The sequence below is a fragment of the Ideonella sp. genome (assembly GCF_041287625.1).
GTDB lineage: Bacteria > Pseudomonadota > Gammaproteobacteria > Burkholderiales > Burkholderiaceae_C > Ideonella.
The window spans coordinates 88,800-107,702 of sequence record NZ_JBGGNH010000043.1 but is presented as its reverse complement, the minus strand read 5'-3'; the positions used below and the strand labels follow the sequence as shown (position 1 = coordinate 107,702).

16 protein-coding genes are annotated in these 18,903 nt (G+C 68.6%); 12 read left to right on the top strand and 4 right to left on the bottom strand.

Translation table 11 applies throughout. The features are described from left to right. Positions 1–4: 4 nt before the first annotated feature. Positions 5–949: a hypothetical protein gene (locus ACAH41_RS17275; RefSeq protein ID WP_325656662.1), complete on the bottom strand. Its 945-nt coding sequence runs from the start codon at positions 947–949 to the stop codon at positions 5–7. A gap of 122 nt (positions 950–1,071) precedes the next feature. Here ACAH41_RS17275 and ACAH41_RS17270 point away from each other — a divergent pair, with 122 nt between their 5' ends. The 6 genes from ACAH41_RS17270 to ACAH41_RS17245 all read left to right on the top strand — a co-directional run bounded on the left by ACAH41_RS17270 (position 1,072) and on the right by ACAH41_RS17245 (position 8,139). After that, a complete protein-coding gene (locus tag ACAH41_RS17270; protein ID WP_325656663.1) occupies positions 1,072–2,217 on the top strand; it encodes a histidine kinase in 1,146 nt (381 codons plus the stop codon). Positions 2,218–2,241: 24 nt separating this feature from the next. After that, on the top strand, positions 2,242–3,057 hold the full coding sequence (locus ACAH41_RS17265; RefSeq protein ID WP_325656665.1) for a LytTR family DNA-binding domain-containing protein: 816 nt from the start codon (positions 2,242–2,244) through the stop codon (positions 3,055–3,057). A gap of 115 nt (positions 3,058–3,172) precedes the next feature. Next, entirely contained in the window at positions 3,173–3,481 is a 309-nt protein-coding gene (locus tag ACAH41_RS17260; protein WP_325656667.1) for a 2TM domain-containing protein, read from the top strand. Positions 3,482–3,661: 180 nt separating this feature from the next. Beyond that, a complete protein-coding gene (locus ACAH41_RS17255; protein WP_325656669.1) occupies positions 3,662–5,488 on the top strand; it encodes a glutamine--tRNA ligase/YqeY domain fusion protein in 1,827 nt (608 codons plus the stop codon). Between the two features lie 161 nt (positions 5,489–5,649). Then, a complete protein-coding gene (locus ACAH41_RS17250; RefSeq protein ID WP_325656672.1) occupies positions 5,650–6,819 on the top strand; it encodes an acyltransferase in 1,170 nt (389 codons plus the stop codon). Between the two features lie 231 nt (positions 6,820–7,050). Continuing rightward, positions 7,051–8,139 (top strand): porin, encoded by a 1,089-nt coding sequence (locus ACAH41_RS17245; protein ID WP_325656674.1) that lies wholly within the window; start codon positions 7,051–7,053, stop codon positions 8,137–8,139. Positions 8,140–8,206: 67 nt separating this feature from the next. Here the strand turns inward: ACAH41_RS17245 and ACAH41_RS17240 are convergent, their stop codons facing one another. Beyond that, a complete protein-coding gene (locus ACAH41_RS17240; RefSeq protein WP_370538389.1) occupies positions 8,207–8,899 on the bottom strand; it encodes a TetR/AcrR family transcriptional regulator in 693 nt (230 codons plus the stop codon). Between the two features lie 164 nt (positions 8,900–9,063). On the opposite strand from ACAH41_RS17240, the gene ACAH41_RS17235 reads away from it, so the two are divergent. From ACAH41_RS17235 to treF, 6 genes are read left to right on the top strand one after another with little or no spacing between them, the layout of a single operon-like run. Beyond that, positions 9,064–10,236 (top strand): isovaleryl-CoA dehydrogenase, encoded by a 1,173-nt coding sequence (locus ACAH41_RS17235; protein WP_325656675.1) that lies wholly within the window; start codon positions 9,064–9,066, stop codon positions 10,234–10,236. 1 nt (position 10,237) lies between these two features. Then, positions 10,238–11,869, top strand: coding sequence for a carboxyl transferase domain-containing protein (locus ACAH41_RS17230; protein ID WP_325656676.1), 1,632 nt, complete (start codon positions 10,238–10,240; stop codon positions 11,867–11,869). 4 nt (positions 11,870–11,873) lie between these two features. Beyond that, complete coding sequence (locus ACAH41_RS17225; protein WP_325656677.1) at positions 11,874–12,662, top strand: enoyl-CoA hydratase/isomerase family protein; 789 nt, start codon at positions 11,874–11,876, stop codon at positions 12,660–12,662. Between the two features lie 27 nt (positions 12,663–12,689). After that, on the top strand, positions 12,690–14,711 hold the full coding sequence (locus ACAH41_RS17220) for an acetyl/propionyl/methylcrotonyl-CoA carboxylase subunit alpha (protein WP_325656679.1): 2,022 nt from the start codon (positions 12,690–12,692) through the stop codon (positions 14,709–14,711). Between the two features lies 1 nt (position 14,712). After that, positions 14,713–15,633 carry a hydroxymethylglutaryl-CoA lyase gene (locus ACAH41_RS17215; protein ID WP_325656681.1) on the top strand — a complete coding sequence of 307 codons (921 nt, stop codon included), beginning with the start codon at positions 14,713–14,715 and terminating at the stop codon, positions 15,631–15,633. A 51-nt stretch (positions 15,634–15,684) separates the two neighbouring features. Further along, positions 15,685–17,304, top strand: a complete 1,620-nt coding sequence (treF, locus tag ACAH41_RS17210; protein WP_325656683.1) for an alpha,alpha-trehalase TreF — start codon at positions 15,685–15,687, stop codon at positions 17,302–17,304. On the opposite strand, the gene asd is transcribed toward treF, so the two are convergent. Together asd and ACAH41_RS17200 are read right to left on the bottom strand one after the other, a co-directional pair. Further along, positions 17,301–18,155: an archaetidylserine decarboxylase gene (asd, locus tag ACAH41_RS17205; RefSeq protein WP_325656685.1), complete on the bottom strand. Its 855-nt coding sequence runs from the start codon at positions 18,153–18,155 to the stop codon at positions 17,301–17,303. The two genes, treF and asd, sit on opposite strands and share 4 nt — an antisense overlap. 81 nt (positions 18,156–18,236) lie before the next feature. Next, complete coding sequence (locus ACAH41_RS17200) at positions 18,237–18,815, bottom strand: DUF1415 domain-containing protein (RefSeq protein ID WP_325656687.1); 579 nt, start codon at positions 18,813–18,815, stop codon at positions 18,237–18,239. Positions 18,816–18,903: the final 88 nt, after the last annotated feature.

The following is an 18,903-nucleotide window of genomic DNA, read 5'->3' as shown; positions in this document are numbered from 1 at the left end:
CCCGTCAGAAATACAGCGCCACGACCTCGCTGACCTGGTCGCTGTCGGCACCTGCCTGCACCAGCGGGATGGCGACCACGGTGCGCAGCCCGACTGCGTCCAGCTCACGGGCCAGCGCCTGGCCTGCCGGCTCTGGGCCGGTGCAGACCTGGGCCACGCCGGTGGACAGCGCCTTGCCGATGGCGCCCAGCGCCTGCACCGGCAGGCTTTCGGTGGACAGCCGGCCGCGCGCCTCGCAAAAGCCGAAGCCACGCTGCAGCATCGGCCCGTTGGCATCCGGCAGCCAACCCTCCACTCGCCTGGCAATCGGCGTGGCCTGGGAAGACAGCAGGCTGAGCACCCAGCTGCGATCAGGATCCCGGCCAGTGCAGGGCTGTGCCAGGCCGCGCACCAGCCCGGCATCGGCCGCAGTTTCGGCGCGCAGGAAATGCGGTGCCTCGTCCAGTTGCGCCATGAACACCGCCTGCTCGCGTTGCCAGGCCAGGCCGGGCAAGCCGCTGCCCCGCGGCAGGAAGGCGTCGCGGGTCAGCGCCTCCAGCGCAGTGTCGCCACCGAAGATGCCATCGTCCAGCCTCAGGTCGGACGTGATGCGAGGATCGTTGCGCCAGAGCTCGATCGCACCGGCCTGGACCTGGACTTCGCCGCACAGCAGCACCAGCACCGAGCTCAGCGCCCGGTTCAGGAACACCGGCAGCGCCAGCGCGCAACTCAGGCCGCCGGCCCGCGCCGCGTCGATGCGGCGGAAATAGCTGCCCTCGAACTGCCGCAGCAGGATCGGCCGGCCCTCTTCCCAGGCCCGGCCCGGCAGGCCCTCGTCCCGGCCGAAACACATCTCCCGGCTGATCCGGCCAAACGCCGGTGCGTTGTCGAACCACCCATCGGCCAATTCCAGTACACCGCCGTCAGCCGAGGGCACCCAGACTTCTGCGACGCGAATGAAGGTGCTCATGCTGCTGAACCAAGCAAGCTCCGCACCCGCGTTTCGCGCCTCGACCGGCCGCCTTCGCGCGCCATGGCGGCCAGCCGTCGCATCGCGGTTGCAGGCCCGCGCCCCCGCTGCAGAATCGCCCCATGCCCTTGCCCGATGCTTCCCCTGCAACGCCCTCGCCCATCCCGCGCGCCTGGTTCGCCGAGCTGTTGCGTACCCTGCGCCATGTGCACCTGAGCACACAGGCCTTCTGCGTGCTGATCGCCGGTTTCCTGGCGCTGACTGGTTCGTCCTTCTGGGTCTCGCTGGTGTATTCGCTGCTGATCGGCAACCTCTGCTCGGTGCTGATCAACCTTGGCCGCTTCAGCCTGGCTCGCTGGCGGCTGTCGCAACCCGGGCCTCACCCGCCATCCTTGCACGAAGGCTGGCCCGGCTGGGAGTGGATGGTGCCGGTGGTGGTGGTCGGTGGCGCGGGCGGCTACATCCTGGGCGCCCAGTTGGGCGACGTGGTGACCGGCGCACAAAGCGCGATGCCCTGGCGCAGCTCATGGCGCGCCTGGTTGGCCATCCTGGCGCCGTCAACGATCGCCGCGCTGGCCGCCACTTGGTTCTTCTACACCCGCGGGCGGCTGGCCGCAGCAGAGGCGCAGGCCGCGCAGGTTGGCCGGCTGGCGGCGGAGACGCAGTTGCGCCTGCTGCAAAGCCAGCTGGAGCCGCACATGCTGTTCAACACGCTGGCCAACCTGCGGGCACTGATCTCGCTCGATCCGCCCCAGGCGCAGGCCATGCTGGACCGGTTGATCGACTTCCTGCGTGCCACCTTGAACGCCAGCCGCAGCGACGCCCACCCGCTGTCGGCCGAGTTCGACCGGCTGGCCGACTACCTCTCGCTGATGCAGATGCGCATGGGCAGCCGGCTGCGCACCGAGCTCTCGCTGCCGCCCGAGCTGGCCACCTTGCCAGTTCCTCCGCTGCTGCTGCAGCCGCTGGTCGAAAACAGCATCAAGCACGGCCTGGAGCCGCAGCGCCGCGGCGGCCTGCTTTCGGTGCAGGCCCGGCGCGAAGGCGACACGCTGATCCTCACGGTGCGCGACGATGGCCGCGGCCTGGCCGCCGCCCGCATCGCCGCCGAGACCGACCCGACCGCACCCCACGGCACAGGCTTCGGCACAACCCAGGTGCGCGAGCGCATGGCCACGCTGTATGGCGAACGCGGCCGGTTCGAACTCACCGACCAGCCCGAAGGCGGTACGCTGGCCACGCTGAGGCTGCCGCTCCCCAACGCCTGACATCACCTCTCACTCAGCCCCACCATGCCCCTCACCGCCCTCATTGCCGAAGACGAACCGCTGCTGGCCCAGGCCCTGGCCGCCGAACTGGCCCGCGCCTGGCCCGAGCTTCAATTGCTGCCGCCGGCCATCGACGGCGACGACGCCGTGGAACGCGCGCTGGCCGACACGCCCACGCTCCTGTTCCTGGACATCCGCATGCCCGGCCGCACCGGTCTGGAAGCCGCGCAAGCCATCGTCGAGGACTGGCCGGCCGGCAAGCCACTGCCGCTGATCGTCTTTGTCACCGCCTATGACCAGTACGCGCTGCAAGCCTTCGAGGCCAGCGCGGTGGACTATGTGCTCAAGCCCGTGCAGCCGGCCCGCCTGCAGGCCACCTGCGAACGCCTCAAGGGCTTGCTGGCACAGCGGGACGCCGCCGGCGCATCGGCGCCCGCAGCCACCGCACCGTCCGACGAGGCGCTGCTGGCGAGGCTGCGCGGGCTGCTCGGTGGCGGCGCAGCGCCCGCGGCGGCGCCGCTGCAGCTGATCCAGGTCGGCGTGGGCAACAGCATCCACATGGTGCCCATCGACGAGGTCGTCTACTTCGAGGCTGCCGACAAGTACGTGCGCGTGCTGACCGCCACGCAGGAGCACCTGATCCGCATGTCGCTGCGCGAACTGCTGCCGCAACTGGACGAGCAGCGCTTCTGGCAGGTGCACCGCGGCACCGTGGTGCGCGCCGCCGCGATCAGCCAGGCGCAACGCGACGAAGCCGGCCGCCTGCACCTGCTGCTGCGCGGCCGGCCCGAGCAATTGATCGTCAGCCGCCTGTACGCCCCGCGCTTCAAAAGCATGTGAGGCCCGTCAGGAGGCGATTCGCGCCTGCCGGCGACCAACCGTCGCATGCCGCTGGATTCGCGCTGGCCAGCACCTGAAGATGCGCCCATCGACACCTGCCTCACCGGAGACACCCATGCGAGACCGCGACCGCGACGCCACTTCCGACAGCCCCGAAGACGCGCTGCTGCGCCAGGCCAGGCGCCGGGTTCGGCTGAAGACCGGCTTCCTGACCCACCTGCTGGTCTACGTGCTGGTCAATCTCGGCCTGTTCCTGCTGAATGCCAGCGTCGGCGGACCGCACTGGCACCAGTTCCCGCTGCTGGGCTGGGGCATCGGACTGGCGATCCACGGCATCGTGACCTTCTTCTCCCTGAGCGGCGACGACTGGCGCCAGCGCATGCTGGACAGCGAAGTGCGACGTCTGCGCGAGCGGCAGCGCTGAAGTCCCGGCGGCGCGCCGGGCGAGCGCCGCCTACAATGGCTCGCTTCTGTGGCCGCCCTGTTGCGGCCGCGCGAACCCTTTGATAACAAAGCGCTTTTTCATGAGAAAACGTAGGGCCGTCCCAAGTTTTATCACCCCCCTGGGGGGCGGACGACGCTTGTCGGCGGCCTGGGGGCAGTCATGAGCGACTCAAAGAACGCCCCGTCCGCCGAGCCCGTCAAGCCGGCCAATTTTCTGCGCGCCATCATCGAGCGCGACCTTGAGGCCGGCACCTACGCCCAGCGCCCCTTCGGCGGCCAGCCCGGAGATGCCGCCGCGCACGCTGCAGGCCAACCGGACCCGGCCCGCGTGCGGCTGCGCTTCCCGCCCGAGCCCAACGGCTACCTGCACGTCGGCCATGCCAAGAGCATCTGCCTGAACTTCGGCCTGGCGCGGGACTACGGCGGCGTCTGCCACCTGCGTTTCGACGACACCAATCCGGAGAAGGAAGAGCAGGAATACGTCGACGCCATCGAGGAGATGGTCAAGTGGCTGGGGTGGGACTGGAGCGCCTTCGGCACCAGCCACCTGTACTACGCCAGCAACTACTTCGACTTCATGTACCGCGCCGCCGAGTACCTGATCTCGCAAGGCCTGGCCTACGTGGACGAACAGAGCGCCGACCAGATGCGCGCCAACCGCGGCGACTTCACGACGCCCGGCACCAACAGCCCGTTCCGCGACCTGCCTGTCGAACACCACCTGGCCCGTTTCCGCGAAATGCGCGCAGGCCAGCACCCGGACGGCGCGATGGTGCTGCGGGCCAAGATCGACATGGCCTCGCCCAACATCAACCTGCGCGACCCGGCCCTCTATCGCATCCGCCGCGCCACGCACCACAACACCGGCGACCAGTGGTGCATCTACCCGATGTACGCCTACGCGCACCCGATCGAGGACGCGCTGGAACGCATCACGCACAGCATCTGCACGCTCGAATTCGAAGACCAGCGCCCGTGGTACGACTGGCTGCTCGAAAGGCTTGCGGAGGGTGGCCTGCTGTCGCACCCGCTGCCCAAGCAGTACGAGTTTGGCCGCCTGAACCTCAGCTACGTCATCACCAGCAAGCGCAAGCTCAAGCAGCTGGTCGACGAGAAGCATGTCGAAGGCTGGGACGACCCGCGCATGCCCACGCTGGCCGGCATGCGCCGCCGCGGCTATACCCCCGCATCCATCCGCAAGATGGCCGACGACTCCGGCGCCAGCAAGAGCAACATCTGGCTGGACTACTCGGTGCTGGACATTACGCTGCGCGCCGACCTGGAAGAGCAGGCCCCCCGCGCGATGGCGGTGATCGACCCCGTGGCGCTGAAGCTGACGAACTACGCCGAAGTCTTCGGCAGCGACAGCTTCCACGAGCCCTGCCACGCGCCCGCCCACCCGCACAAGCCCGAGCTCGGCCAGCGCCAGTTCAGCCTGGGCCCGCAGCTGTGGATCGAGCGGGACGACTTCGCCGAAGTGCCGGCCAAGGGTTTCTTCCGCCTCTTCCCGCCGCGCACCGACGCGGCGGGCCAAGTGACGCCGGGCAACAAGGTGCGGCTGAAGTACGGCGTGATCATCGAGTGCACCGGCTGCGAGAAGGATGCCGACGGCAAGGTGACCGCCGTGACCGCCACCGTGATCCCCGACACCAAGAGCGGCACGCCGGGTGCCGACAGCATCAAGGTCAAGGGCACGATCACCTGGGTGGGCGCGCACGAGGCCGTGGCCTGCGAGATGCGCCTGTTCGACCGCCTCTTCACCGAGGCCCAGCCGGACGCCGGTGGCCGCGATTTCCTCACCGTGCTGAACCCGAACAGCAAGCACGTGGTGCGCAGCTACCTGGAGCCCAGCCTGGCCAGCGCCAAGCCGGATGACAAGTTCCAGTTCGAGCGCCACGGCTACTTCGTGGCCGACCGCAAGGACCACTGCGCCGACGCGCCGGTGTTCAACCGCATTGCCGGCTTGAAGGACAGCTGGGCGCGCTGAAGCGCCGCCCTGGCTGCCTTGCGCGACCGGCCGGTGCCGGTCGCGGCCATCTCCCTTTGATCCCCGTCCTCGCCACGCCCTACCGGCGTGAACAGGCTGCGCATCGCCTCCCGGCCCACCAGGCCGGCGCCGTGCGCGTTGGCTTTTTCGTTTGCTTGCCCATGCCCCGAGTTACCGCACCGCCCGCACCCGCCGCGGCCCGCCAGGGCCTGCCGCTGATCACGCTGGGCAAGGCCATCGCCTCGCAACTGATCGTCTGGCACCACCTGGCCATCTACAGCCCGATGCGCGCCGTGGTCGACCCATTGGCACCCGAGCTGTTCGCCTGGCTGGCCAACCCGGCACGCATGGCCGTGCAAGTCTTCCTGGTGATGGCCGGCTTCCTCGCCGCCCGCTCACTGCTGCCGTCGCCTGGCGCGCCCGCGAACCTCGGCCTGGGCGAACTGCCAGGCAAGCTGCGCCAGCGCTACCGCAGGCTGGTGCCGCCCTGCCTGGTGGCGATGCTGCTGGCCATCCTCAGCGCCGCGCTGGCGCGCACCTTCAGCGACGACCCGCAACTGCCCGGCATGCCCACGCCCACGCAGCTGCTGGCCAACCTGCTGCTGCTGCAGGACATCGTCGGCGAAGAAGCGCTGAGTGCCGGGCTCTGGTATGTCGCCATCGACCTGCAATTGTTCGCCATGCTGCTGGCCGTGCTGGGCCTGCGCCGCTGCATGCCAGCGCGCTGGCGGGCCGCGTTGACGCTGCTCTGTGTCGCCGGGCTGGCCGCGCTGTCCTGGCTGCTGCTGAACCGCGACCCGAACTGGGACGCCTGGGCGCCCTACTTCTTCGGCGCTTATGGCGCCGGCCTGCTGGCTGCCTGGGTGCGCCAGGCACGCGCAGGCTGGGCTCGCCGTGCCGCCTGGCTGGCGCTGGGTGCCCTGGTCGCCCTCAGCCTGGCACTGGCCTGGCGCGACCGGGTGCTGCTGGCGGGGCTTTGTGCACTTGCGCTGGCCCTGCCGCTGGAAGGCCACGGTGCCGGCGCCTGGCTGCGCGCGCTGCCGGGTCGCCTGGCCCGGTTGCCCGCAGTGGACTGGCTGGCGCGGGTCTCGTACAGCGTGTTCCTGGCGCATTACCCGGTCTGCCTGCTGATCGGCGCGCTGGTCGCCTGGGCATGGCCCGAGGCCTTGCTGCTGAACAGCCTGGGGCTGATCGCCGCCTGGTCGCTGAGCCTGCTGGTCGGTTGGCTGCTGCACCTGAAGGTCGAACTGCCCGCGCAGAGCAGCGGTGGCTCACGGGCTGCGCCAGCACCCAACAAACCCAGCTGGGCGGGTGCACGCGCCGCGCGCTGAAGCGCTCGGCCGGCCGGCTGGCCAGGCACCAGCCGCGTCGCCCCTGCGACACCATTTGCCACAAAAACGGCCAGCACCGGCGCGTCACCTGGGCGACACTCTAGGGGGTTGACACAACCCTTAAGGTATTTCCCCAGGCGGGAAACCTCGCGTGAGAGGCTTGCAACAAGCCCCTGTGCTGCGTTGCGCGCAACTTACACAATGAAGTCTGATCAACAGGAGACAGACCTCATGAAAAGAACCGTACTGTGCGCAGCGGCCTTGTGTGCCCTGGGTTCCAGCGCCTGGGCCCAATCCACCGTGACCCTCTACGGCATCGTCGATTCCGGCGTCCGCATCCAGACCAACGATGGCCCCAAAGGCGCCAACAGCGGCGATGACAGCAAGTCGGTCACGCCTGGCGGCATGTCGCAAAGCCGGCTGGGCTTCAACATCGTCGAAGACCTCGGCGGCGGCATCCAAGGCCTGGCCAATCTGGAGCATCGTTTCCTGATCGACACAGGCGCCGTGGCCGCGACGGACTTCTGGCGCCAGGCCTGGGTTGGCCTGAAGACCCCGTATGGCCGCATCACGCTGGGCCGCCAGTACAACGTGCTGTTCGACGTCTTCACGTCGACCTTTGCCTCTTTCAAGTACTCGCCGTACATCGAAGCGTTCAAGCCCGAGATCGGCATGTCGCTGGGCGCACGCCACAACAACATGGTGAAGTACCTGGTCGAGTTCAGCGGCCTGCGCATCGGCCTGGCGGCGAGCGCCGCCGAAGGCAACACCAACGGTTCGAACTCGACTCGTGCGGGCTACCTGCGCTACGAGATGGGTCCCTTCGCAGTCGGTGGCGCTTACGAGCAATTGAAGGACACGGCCAACAACAAGGTCACGGCGGCAACCGTCGGTGGTGCCTATTCCTCTGGCCCGTGGTACGTCACCCTGGCCTGGGCCCGCACCGACCCGGACGACAAGTTCAGCCGTCCGACGCTGAACGCACTGCTGGGCAACGCCGGCACCAACGGCAACTTCGGCGTGTCCACGAACATGGACAAGCGCGACATGTGGTCGGCCGGCGTGACCTACCAGTTCACGCCGCAGTGGAACATTGGCGGCCACTACTGGAACGCCAAGCAACACTCCCGCGAAGGCACCACCGATGGCGCCGGCAAGGCCATCTTCGCCGCTGGTGTGCTGGACTACGCATTCTCCAAGCGCACCGACGCCTACCTCGAGGTGGACCACACCGAGCTGAGCGACAACCCGGCGTTCACCTTTGCCAACGGCGAAACCAAGCGCCTGGGCTACATGGTCGGCCTGCGCCACCGCTTCTGATCGGGCCCGGGCCGGGTGTCGTCGCACCCGGCTTCCGATCAACTTCACAGGCCCCATCGGGGCCTTTTTACGTCTGGGCCAGCGCCTGGCGCAGCGCGGCCTTGAGCTCGCGCAAGGCTTTCAGCTCGGCCTCCGGCGCCGCGAGCGCGGACCACAGCATGCCGACCAGCGCCGTGGCCGTCGCATCAATGTCGATGGCCCGCTCCTGCAGGCCCACGGCCTCCCACAAGATGTGCTCCATCGGCCCCAGCACCAGCGAGCGCATCAGCCGCAACGGCAGGTCGCTGCGCACCTCGCCGCTGGCCTGGCCGCGCGCCAGCAGGTCCATCAGCGGTGCGGTGTAGCTGCGCTGCAGCGGCAGCAGGCTGTCGGCCAGCACCTGGCCCTTGCTGCGGCCTTCGGACAGCACCAGCGCGCACAGTCCCGTGCCCTGGATCAGGAACAGCCGCAGGTGCGTGGCGACAAAGGTTTCCAGCTGCGCCCGCACCGGCCGGTCCTTCGGCAGGCCCGCTTCCATCGCGCCGATGATCTCGTCGTACCAGTCCTCGATCACCCGCAGGCACAGCTCGCGCTTGCCGCGGAAATAGGTGAAGACCGTCGCCTCGGACACGCCCAGGCGTTGCGCGATGTCGGCCGTGGTCGCGTGTTCATAGCCCTTCTCGGCAAAGACCTCGCGGCCCACGCGCAGGATGTCGCGGATGCGCTGTTCGCTTTTCGCGCTGGCCGCGTTGCGGCGCGCCGATGGGGCTGGGTTGACCATTAATTGAGTATCGCTCAAGTCATCCTTGTGTCGCAATCCGGATACTGCTAGATTTCGCTCCGATCACACTGTAAATTGGCTGCGCCATGGCACGCGATTGAGCGTTACTCAATACAGCCTGAGAAAACCCGTCAGCCGACACTGCCCGCACTGGAGACACGCCGATGTTCGAATCCACCTTCACTTTCCCGCTGGGCGACGACGTCGCGGCGCTGCGCGACGCAGTGCGCCATTTCGCCCAGAGCGAGATCGCGCCGCGCGCCGCCAAGATCGACCAGGACAACCTGTTCCCGGCCGACATGTGGCGCAAGCTGGGCGAGCTCGGCGTGCACGGCTTGACCGTCTCCGAAGACTTCGGCGGCACCGGCATGGGCTATGTGGCCCACATGGTGGCGATGGAAGAAATCAGCCGCGCCAGCGCCTCGGTCGGCCTGTCCTACGGCGCGCATTCCAACCTGTGCGTGAACCAGATCAACCGCAACGGTACGGACGCGCAGAAGCGCAAGTACCTGCCCAAGCTGATCAGCGGCGAACACACCGGCGCACTGGCGATGAGCGAACCCGGCGCCGGCTCCGACGTGGTCAGCATGAAGCTGCGTGCCGAGAAAAAGGGCGACCACTACGTGCTCAACGGCAGCAAGATGTGGATCACCAACGGCGGCGACGCCGACACGCTTGTGGTCTACGCCAAGACCGAACCCGATCTCGGTGCACGTGGCATGACGGCCTTCATCGTCGAAAAAGGCTTCAAGGGTTTCAGCCACGGCCACCACCTCGACAAGCTGGGCATGCGCGGCTCCAACACCTTCCCGCTGTTCTTCGACAACTGCGAAGTGCCGGAAGAAAACGTGCTGGGCGGTGAAGGCCAGGGCACCAAGGTGCTGATGAGCGGGTTGGACTACGAGCGCGTGGTGCTCTCCGGCGGCCCGCTGGGCATCATGGCGGCCTGCCTGGACGCGGTCGTGCCCTTTGTGCACGAGCGCAAGCAATTCGGCCAGAGCATTGGCGAGTTCCAGCTGATGCAGGGCAAGCTGGCCGACATGTACTCGACCTTCCAGGCCTGCCGCGCCTATGCCTACGCCGTCGCGCAAGCGTGTGACCGTGGTGACCACAGCCGGACGCTGCGCAAGGACGCTGCTGGCGTGATCCTCTACACCGCCGAAAAGGCGACCTGGATGGCCGGCGAAGCGATCCAGGCGCTGGGCGGCGTGGGCTACACCAACGAGTTCCCGGTCGGCCGCCTGTGGCGCGATGCGAAGCTCTACGAGATCGGCGCCGGCACCTCGGAAATCCGCCGCATGCTGATCGGCCGTGAACTGTTCGCGGAGACCTGCTGAAATGGCCATCATCGCGTCGAAGCTGAACCCGCGCAGCGAAGAGTCCAGGGCCAATGCCGCGGCGATGCGCGCGCTGGTCGAGGACCTGAACACCAAGCTCGCGAAGATCGCCGAAGGCGGCGGCGAAGCGGCACGTGCCAAGCACCTGGCGCGTGGCAAGCTGCTGCCGCGCGACCGCGTGGAAATGCTGCTGGACCCGGACACCGCGTTCCTCGAAATCGCGCCGATGGCCGCCTTCGAAATCTACAAGGAAAAGGACGGCAGCGACTCGGCGCCATGTGCGGGCGTCATCGCGGGCATCGGCCGCGTGGCCGGCATCGAGTGCGTGATCGTCTGCAATGACGCCACCGTCAAAGGCGGCACCTACTACCCGCTGACGGTGAAGAAGCACCTGCGCGCGCAGGAGATCGCCGAACAGAACCAACTGCCATGCATCTACCTGGTGGACTCCGGCGGTGCCAACCTGCCCAACCAAGACGAGGTCTTCCCGGACCGCGACCACTTCGGCCGCATCTTCTACAACCAGGCCAACATGAGTGCGCACGGCATTCCGCAGGTTGCTGTGGTCATGGGCTCGTGCACGGCGGGCGGCGCCTACGTGCCGGCAATGAGCGACGAGACCGTCATCGTCAAGGAACAGGGCACGATCTTCCTCGGCGGGCCGCCGCTGGTGAAAGCAGCCACCGGCGAGGTCGTGACCGCCGAGGACCTGGGCGGCGGCGACGTGCACACCCGCCTCTCCGGCGTGGCCGACCACCTTGCGCAGGACGACACGCATGCCCTGGCGATTGCGCGGCAGATCGTGTCGCACCTGAACCGGCCCAGGCAGGCGCACCTGGCACAGATGGCGCTGCGCGAACCGCGGCCGCCGGCCTTCCCGGCCGAGGAACTGCTGGCCGTAATCCCTACCGACACGCGCAAGCCCTTCGACGTGCGCGAGATCATCGCCCGCGTGGTGGACGGCTCCGAGTTCGACGAGTTCAAGGCCCGCTACGGCGCCACGCTGGTCTGCGGCTTCGCCTGGATCGAAGGCATGCCGGTCGGCATCGTCGCCAACAACGGCATCCTGTTCGCCGAGAGCGCCAACAAGGGCGCGCACTTCATCGAGCTGTGCTGCCAGCGCAAGATCCCGCTGGTCTTCCTGCAGAACATCACCGGCTTCATGGTCGGCCGCAAGTACGAGAACGAAGGCATTGCCCGCGCCGGCGCGAAGATGGTCACCGCGGTGGCCTGCGCCAACGTGCCGAAGTTCACCGTCATCATCGGCGGCAGCTTCGGCGCCGGCAACTACGGCATGTGCGGCCGCGCCTATTCCCCGCGCTTCCTGTGGATGTGGCCCAACGCGCGCATCTCGGTGATGGGCGGCGAACAGGCCGCCAGCGTGCTGGCCACGGTGAAGCGCGATGGCATCGAGCTCAAGGGCGGCCAATGGAGCGCCGACGAAGAAACCGCCTTCAAGGACCCCATCCGCCGCCAGTACGAGGTGCAAGGCCACCCGTACTACGCGAGCGCCCGGCTGTGGGACGACGGCGTGATCGACCCGATGGACACCCGCCGCGTGCTCGCGCTGGGCTTGTCCGCCAGCCTGAACGCGCCGATTCCCGATGCGAAGTTCGGCGTTTTCCGGATGTGAAGCCATGAGCACCCTGATCGAACTGAAGCGCCCCTCGGCTCATGTGGCCGAGGTCTGGCTGAACCGGCCGGACGTGCGCAATGCCTTCAACGACGAAGCCATTGCCGCCCTCAGCGCCACCTTCCGCGAGTTGGCGCAGGACTCCGCGCTGCGCGTGGTCGTGCTCGCTGGCCACGGCAAGGCCTTTTGTGCCGGCGCGGACCTGAACTGGATGCGTGCGATGGCCGACTACAGCTGGGACCAGAACCGCGACGACGCGCAGGCGCTGGCCGACATGCTCTGGACGCTCAAGCAATGCCCTGTGCCCATCGTCGGCCGCGTGCAGGGTGACTGCTACGCCGGTGGCGTTGGCCTGGCGGCGCTGTGCGACGTGCTGGTGGCCGTGGACAGCGCGAACTTCTGCCTCAGCGAAGCCAGGCTGGGCCTGATGCCGGCGACCATCGCACCGTACGTGATCGCCGCGATGGGCCAGCGCGCTGCGCAGCGTTACTTCACGACGGCAGAGCGCTTCAGCGCCGCCGAAGCGCAGCGCATCGGCCTGGTCCACGAACTCTGCAGCGCCGAGCAACTGGACGAGCGCGTGGCCGCCATCGTGCAGGCCCTGGTCGCCAACAGCCCGGCCGCCGTGCGCGCCGGCAAGCGCCTGGTGCAGGACCTGGCCGGCCAGCCCAACACACCCGCGCTGCGGGAAGACACCGCGCGCCGCATCGCCGACATCCGCGGCAGCGACGAAGGCAAGGAAGGCGTGTCCGCCTTCCTGCAGAAACGCCCACCGGGCTGGCTCACGCACTGAGCCGAGAACGGCCAAGGAGACCACAAGATGTTCAAGAAGATCCTGATCGCCAACCGCGGCGAGATCGCCTGCCGCGTGGCCAAGACGGCCAAACGCATGGGCATTCGCACGGTTGCGGTCTACTCCGATGCCGACGCACAAGCGGCCCACGTGCAGGCCTGCGATGAAGCAGTGCACATCGGCGGCGCCGCGGCCAAGGACAGCTACCTGCAGTGGCAGCGCATCCTCGAAGCCGCCAAGGCGACCGGTGCGCAGGCGGTGCATCCGGGCTACGGTTTCCTGAGCGAAAACGAGGCCTTCGCGCGCGCCTGCGCCGAGGCCGGGCTGGTCTTCATCGGCCCGCCGCCCGAGGCGATTGCCGCAATGGGCAGCAAGGCCGCCGCCAAGTCGCTGATGGACAAGGCCGGCGTGCCGTTGGTGCCCGGCTACCACGGCGACAACAACGAGCCCACGTTCCTGCTGCAGCAGGCCGAGCGCATCGGTTTTCCTGTGCTGATCAAGGCCAGCGCCGGCGGTGGCGGTCGCGGCATGCGGCGCGTGGACAAGGCCGAAGACTTCATCGCCGCGCTGGCCTCCTGCCAGCGCGAGGCGAGCAGCAGCTTTGGCACCAACCATGTGCTGGTCGAGCGCTACGTGACGCGCCCGCGGCACATCGAGATCCAGGTCTTCGGCGACACGCAAGGCCACTGCGTCTACCTGTTCGAGCGCGACTGCTCGGTGCAGCGCCGCCACCAGAAAGTGCTGGAAGAAGCGCCGGCGCCGGGCATGACTGCCGAGCGCCGGGCAGAGATGGGCGCCGCAGCGGTGGCGGCTGCGAAGGCCGTGGGCTACGTTGGCGCCGGCACTGTCGAATTCATCGCCGAGGAAATCGATGACGGTGACCTGCGTTTCTATTTCATGGAAATGAACACGCGGCTGCAGGTCGAGCATCCGGTCACCGAGGCCATCACCGGCCATGACCTGGTCGAGTGGCAGCTGCGCGTGGCCAACGGCCAGCCGCTGCCGGCGCAGCAGAACGAGCTGCGCATGCACGGCCATGCCATCGAGGCCCGCATCTGCGCCGAAAACCCGGATGCCGGCTTCTTGCCCGCGACCGGCCGTCTCGACGTGCTGCGCTGGCCCGCGCACGTGGCCTTCGAGCGCACCGGCGGCACAGATGTCACCGCGCCCGTGCGCGTGGACGCCGGTGTGCGCGAAGGTGACGCCATCAGCCCGTTCTACGACTCGATGATAGCCAAGCTGATCGTCTGGGGCGAAGACCGCCAGCAGGCGCTGGCCCGGCTGGACGCCGCGCTGCGCGACACCCACATCGTCGGCCTGGCCACCAACGTGGCCTTCCTGCGCCGCGTGGTGCAGAGCCGGGCGTTTGCCACGGCGGACCTGGACACTGCGCTGATCGAACGCGAACGCCCCGCGCTGTTCGACCAGCCCGGCCTGCCCTTGCCCGTGGCCGCCGCTGGCGTGGCCGCGCACCTGCTGACTGCAGAGGCGGCGGCGCCGGACGCCGACCCCTGGAGCCGCCGCGACGGCTTTCGCCTGCACGGCAGCGCCCGCCGGAGGCTGGACCTGGCCACAGGCAAGACGCACCACGCGGCCACGCTGGAACGCAGCCACGACGGCGCGCTGTGGCTGGCCCTGAACGGCCGGCGCCACGTGCTGCAGACCCGCGCACTGGGCGCGGACCGTTTCGAGGTCAACGTCGACGGCCAGCGCGAAGTGCTGAGCGTCTACGCCCGCGGCGAGCAGCGCGCGCTGTTCGGCGAACACGCCTCGCTGGAACTGCAGGAGTTCGACCCCATCGCCCACGCCGGTCAGGAAGCCGGCGGCCACGGCGGCAGGCTCAGCGCGCCGATGCCGGGCAAGGTGATCTCCTTCCTGGTCAAGGCCGGCGACAGCGTGGCCGCCGGCCAGCCGCTGGCCGTGATGGAGGCGATGAAGATGGAACACACGCTGAACGCCCCGCGCGACGGCGTCGTCGGCGAACTGATGTTCGCGGTGGGCGACCAGGTTGGCGAAGGCGCCGAGCTGCTGACGTTGGCGGAGGCCTGAGATGGCCGCCGCCAACCTGCCCTCTCATGTCACCCTGGTCGAAGTCGGCCCTCGCGACGGGCTGCAGAACGAAGCCCAGCCGGTGGACACGGCCACCAAGGTCGAACTGGTGCATCGGCTTCAGGCGGCCGGCCTGCGGGAGATCGAGGTCACCAGTTTTGTCAGCCCGAAATGGGTGCCTCAAATGGCGGACGGTGCGGCGGTGATGGCCGCGGTGCAGCGCCAGCCCGGTGTGCGCTACTCGGTGCTCACGCCCAACCTGAAGGGCTGGGAAGCAGCGGCGGCCACGCAGCCGGACGAGATCGTTGTCTTCGGCGCCGCCAGCGAGGCGTTCAGCCAGAAGAACATCAATTGCAGCATTGCCGAGTCCATCGAACGGTTTGCGCCGGTGGTGGCCGCAGCGCGCGCCGCAGGCGTGAAGGTGCGCGGCGCGATCTCGTGTGCGGTCGGCTGCCCTTATGAAGGCGAGGTCGCGCCGGAGCGGGTCGAGCTCGTGGCGCGGCTGATGGCCGGCATTGGCGTGCAGCACGTGGGCGTGGCCGACACGATTGGCGTGGGCACGCCGCGCAAGGTGCAGGCCGCGCTGGAGGCCGCGCTGCGGCACTTCCCGCTGCACGAGGTGAGCGGCCATTTCCATGACACCTATGGCATGGCGCTGGCCAATGTCTACGCCAGCCTGGAACTCGGCATCACGACCTTCGATGCCAGCGTGTCCGGCCTCGGAGGCTGCCCTTATGCCAAGGGCGCGACCGGCAATGTCGCGACCGAGGACGTGGTCTACCTGCTGAACGGCCTGGGCATCGAGACCGGCATCGACCTGGACGCGCTGATCGACGCTGGCGCCTACATTCGCGGCGCGCTGGGCCAGCCGAACGGCTCGCGCGTGGCCCGTGCGCTGCTGGCCAAACGGATGGCTGGCTGACAGGCTGCGCCGCAGCTTCCGTGGCATGCTCGGCACATGCCGCCTGCCATCGTGCCTGACCTCGCCCTGCCTGTGGTGGACCGCCCGCCGGTCCCCTCGCCGCTGCCGGACACCCTGTCCCCTGCGGACCGTTACCAGGAACTGTTCGTCGCCGTGCAAAGCAGCGCGGTGTTTGCCGACAGCAAGACTTTCGTCGACTGCGCGCCGCTGCTGGAACCGCAGGCCATCATGGCCGCGTACCGCGCGCAGCACCTGCGCGCAGGCTTCGACCTGAAGGGCTTTGTCGCCGGGCATTTCGACTGCGTCGAGCCGCCGGTGCACGAGTACCAATCCCGGCCCGGCCAGGCCATCGAGGCGCACATCGAGGCTTTGTGGCCGGTGCTCACACGCCATCCGTCCGGCCACGCCTCGCGCTCCTCGCTGCTGCAGTTGCCGCGCCCGTATGTCGTGCCCGGCGGCCGCTTCCGCGAGCTGTACTACTGGGACTCGTATTTCACGATGCTCGGGCTGGACAGCACGGGCAATGCCACGCTGCTGGTCGACATGCTGGACAACTTCGCCTACCTGATCGACACCTACGGCCACGTGCCCAACGGCACCCGCAGCTACTACCTGAGCCGCTCGCAGCCGCCGGTCTTCGCGCTGATGTTGGCGCTGGCGCAGCCGCGCCTGGGCCAGCGCGTGCTGGACTACCTGCCGCGCCTTCAACAGGAACACGCCTGGTGGATGGCCGACGCGCACGACGCGCCGGCCGGTGGCGCCCGCCGCCGCGTTGTGCGGCTGCCCGATGGGCGCTTGCTGAATCGCCACTGGGACGACCGCGACACGCCGCGCGAAGAGTCCTGGCTGGAGGACGTGACCACCGCCCGCGCCAGCCAGCGCGAGCCGGCCGAGGTCTACCGCGACCTGCGCGCAGCCTGCGAGTCGGGCTGGGACTTCAGCACCCGCTGGCTCAGCGAGCAGGCCCCGCCGGCCTCGCCTTCCGGGGCCTCGCCACGGCCAGCTTCGGGTGCCTGCCTGTCCACCATCTGCACGACGGACATCGTGCCGGTCGACCTGAACGCCTTTCTCTACAAACTGGAGATCCGCATTGCCGAGCTGGCCACGCTGGCCGGTGCCCACACCACCGCGCGGGACTACCAGGAGCAGGCCAGGCTACGCAAGGCAGCGATGAACGCGCTGATGTGGCACGAGGCGCAAGGCGCGTTCTTCGACCACGACTGGCGCCGCGGCGAGCAGCGCCGCAGCCTCACCGCCGCGACCGTGGTGCCGCTGTTCGTTGGCCTGGCCAGCGCCGCGCAGGCCAGGGCCGTCGCCGGCACGGTTTCACGGCGCCTGCTGGCCCACGGCGGGCTGGCCACCACCGAGCACACCAGCGCCCAGCAATGGGACCAGCCCAACGGCTGGGCGCCGCTGCAGTGGATGGCGGTGCGCGGACTGGCCGACCACGGCGAGACCGAACTCGCTAACACCATCGCCCAGCGCTGGCTGGCCACGGTGCAGGCGGTCTACGACCGCGAGGGCCGGCTGGTCGAGAAATATGCGCTGGACCAGGCCGCGCAGGATGACCCGCACGGCGGCGGCGGCGGCGAATACCCGCTGCAGGACGGTTTCGGCTGGACCAATGGCGTCACTGCCGCGCTGCTGGCCCGGCAGCGCAACAAGCCTTAGGCGTGCCAGTTCGCCATGGCTTCGCCCAGCCTCACGGCGCCGCCGGGTTGCCATTCCGGGTTGAACAGCAGCGGCCCGGCCGGGTACAGCAGCACCACGGTCGAGCCCAGCAGGAAGCGGCCCATCTCGGCGCCTTGCGCGAGTTCGATGGGCGGCTGCTCCGGGCCATAACGCCACTCGCGCAACTCGCCGGTGCGCGGCGGGTTGACCACGCCGTGCCAGACCGTGGCCATGCTGCCGACGATGGTGGCCCCCACCAGCACCAGCACGAACGGGCCATGTGCCGTCTCGAACTCGCAGACCACACGCTCGTTGCGTGCGAACAGCCCGGGCACGCCGCGCGCGGTCGTCGGGTTCACCGAAAACAGATCGCCCGGCACGTAGACCATGCGCAGCAGCCTGCCGGCGCAGGGCATGTGGATGCGGTGGTAATCGCGCGGGCTGAGGTAGACGGTGGCGAAGTGGCCGTTGGCGAACTTGGCGGCCAGCGCAGCGTCCCCGCCAACCAGGGCCCGGGTGCTGTAGTGGTGGCCCTTGGCCTGGAAGATCTGGTCGCCCTGGATGGGGCCGAACTGGCTGATCGCGCCGTCCACCGGGCAGACCTGGCCGGCCTGGGCCAGCGGCCGGGCACCTTCGCGCAATGCACGGGTGAAGAACTCGTTGAAGCTCTTGTAGGCGGCAGGATCGGGCTGCGCCGCCTCGGCCATGTTCACGCCGTAGCGGCGGATGAAGTCGCGGATGATGGCCGTGGTCACCGAACCGCGCTCATGGCCGGCGACCCAGCCAGCGAACGAGGTCAGGGCCTGTTTCGGGAACAGGTACTGGGGCAGCACGCGCAGGCGGTCGGACATGTGGGAAGAGCGGGAACAGTGAAAGGCGGCGGATTGTAGGAGTGCCTGAGCACGCGGCGTGCCTGGCTTCCGTGCGGGGATTCAGCGCGGCGGGAACAGCGCCTGCCAGCCGGCAGGACCCAGCTTTTCCAGCGTCTCGATGTTGCGTTCGTAGATGGCCTCGGCTTCGGGAAACGCTTCCACCGCACGGTCGATGCTGTCTTCGCGCAGCAGGTGCAGCGTGGGGTAAGGCGAGCGGTTGCTGAAGTTGCCCATGTCGTCGGGCGCGGTGCCTTCGAACTGGAACTGCGGATGGAAGCTCGCGACCTGCAGTTCGCCCTCCAGGTCCTCGTCGACCAGCACGCCATCGGCCACGCCGAGGAAGTCGTTGAAGTCCAGAAAGTCCTGCAGCACGCGCGGGTGCACGATCAGCGTGGTGTCCGTCGTTTCGGCATCGGTCGCGGCCAGGTGGCGCAGTTCGGTGCGCAGCACCTCAACCAGCGCCTCGGGCGAGTCCACGTCGGTCACCACGATGCGCACTTGCTGTTTGGCCCACACGGCCTTGGCAAACGGGCACAGGTTCAGGCCGATGACGGCGGTTTCCAGCCAGCGCTGGGTGGCCAGCAGGGCGTTGGCCGAGTCGTCGGCAGAGAAAGGCAAGGAGGTGTCGGAAGCAGGCATCGCCCGATTGTCGTGCCGAGCTGCCGCCGCCGCATGCTGCGATGCACAATCAAGGTTCCGCGGCGGTCCTTCGGCCACCGCTGACCTG